1 protein-coding gene is annotated in these 1827 nt (G+C 42.9%); it reads right to left on the bottom strand.

What is annotated here, in order from left to right; translation table 11 throughout:
- The coding region (locus AB4653_RS25520) for a phosphopantetheine-binding protein (RefSeq protein WP_372105622.1) at positions 1-1706 on the bottom strand (1706 nt) is incomplete at its 3' end.
- Positions 1707-1827 lie beyond the last annotated feature (121 nt).

Raw genomic sequence — 1827 nt, 5'->3', positions numbered from 1 at the left:
GTCAGTAATCGACCAATAACTCGAGTTGCAATCAATGAGTGCCCTCCGAAGTCAAAGAAATCGTCCGTTGCGGTCATCGTATCCGAAACTAAAGCCTCTTTAAACTCAGCCAAAATGAGTTCGGCAGTAGAATTTATCTCAGAAACGGGACTTGATGCTTCAACTGATGCCGGCATAACCGTGGGGGTTATTGGCTTAGCGTGCTTAGCCAGTTCAGTCGCAGTTCGGTAGGTGAATAAGTCTTCAATGCTCACTTCAATCCCATGGTCCTTCAACAAGCGACCAATGACTCGAGTACCAATAAGCGAATGACCACCAAAATCAAAGAAGTCATCGTCTTTGTTCATGCTTTCTATAGAAAGTGCATCTCTAAATTCAGCGAGTATTGTCTTTTCAAAAATTGAAACTGGCTCGGCACTTTCATTCACCAACGGTGCTGCTTTTACATCCTGCTTTGCCAATGCAGGTTTAGTGACTTTTTGACCATCAATGTAGGCAATAAATTGCTCAAATAGAAACGCTCCTAAGTGAGGAGAAACCGTTACCCCCGTAACTAACTCAAATGACAGGGCACCTTGTCGGTTAATGCCAACCGCAAGAGAGATTTCAAACTTCGGATGAAGCGGTGCAGTCGGTAATTTCACAGCCTCCACATCATCAAGTGACAAATAGTCAGCCGGATCTACAAGCCAAGTCACTAAAGCTGCTGATTGAGAAAACTCTGTTGACTCGATGGTCTGAGACTGAGCAGCGGTTAGCCTCATAGTAAGGTCGCCAACAGCTTGGCCTAAGTCTGAAATTGGCTGCCCTAAACAGAGATAAGTCAAACCAGTCTCAATCATCGCGCCATTAATTTCTCGATTTTTCTGACTGATATCAACCGGCATGAACACATCAAGACTATCGAGATCATTAGACTCGGTGATGTAACGAGCGAACAGCACCGCAGTAGCTGAGAGGATTTCTACTTCGTTCATCGTCCTACCAAGGCGATTCTCGAAGGTCTCTCTTTGAATAGAAGTCGTAAACTTACGTGGTACTGATACTTGTAAATACGAACAAACATTTTCACTGACACCGGTTTGTACTAAGTCAATATCCTGTGTAGAACGCTTAATCCATGGCAAACAAGATGTCGAAAGAGCTTCAAGCTTTTGAATTGGCGTGAAACCTCCTATCTCTGTGGGCTGCTTTCTCTGCTCTATGGTGCAAAGGCCATGATTATATAAAGCACTCACAACTTCGAATATTTCTTTCCAGCACACTTCACCACTCAAAATTTGGTGAGAAACTACACCTAACACCACATCTTGCTCTGCGCAAATGTAAACCGTAAATTGGATTCCTGACTGAGATTCCAGCGCTATAGGGGTTGATTGATTAGCTTGCAGGTGGGAAATAGCATCTTGAACTGAATCAACAGCTTCAATATTAATCGTCTGAGAAAATTCATTACCGTGAAATTTAACTAAACCTGCATCCTCATCAAATTGATAACAAACATTAAGGGATGGGACGAATTGAGAAATTTTACTCAACGAAGAAACCAAGCGACCAATGTTGACTTCCCCAGCTAGACGGTAAGCAGCTGAGTATTGAGCAGAATCTTCATGCTGCTGATGGTGCATCCAAACTCGTTCTTCAAAATCTGTCACTGCGTTGCCAAATCCACTCTTTTCCTTCGAGTGATGCGAGTTAAATATCATGTTCCTTTCTCCTGTCTGAAAGAATTCAGAACTGTCCTTTTTGAAGCTAAAGCTGCCTTAAAGTACAAGTATTCTGGGGGAGGCTCTAAGCTCTACGCTTATTAAAATCAGTGGCTTACTT

This window comes from Vibrio sp. 10N.222.48.A3, assembly GCF_041475345.1.
Lineage (GTDB): Bacteria > Pseudomonadota > Gammaproteobacteria > Enterobacterales > Vibrionaceae > Vibrio > Vibrio tasmaniensis_A.
Note: the sequence above shows the minus strand (reverse complement) of the source record. Positions and strands in the feature narration are given on the sequence as shown.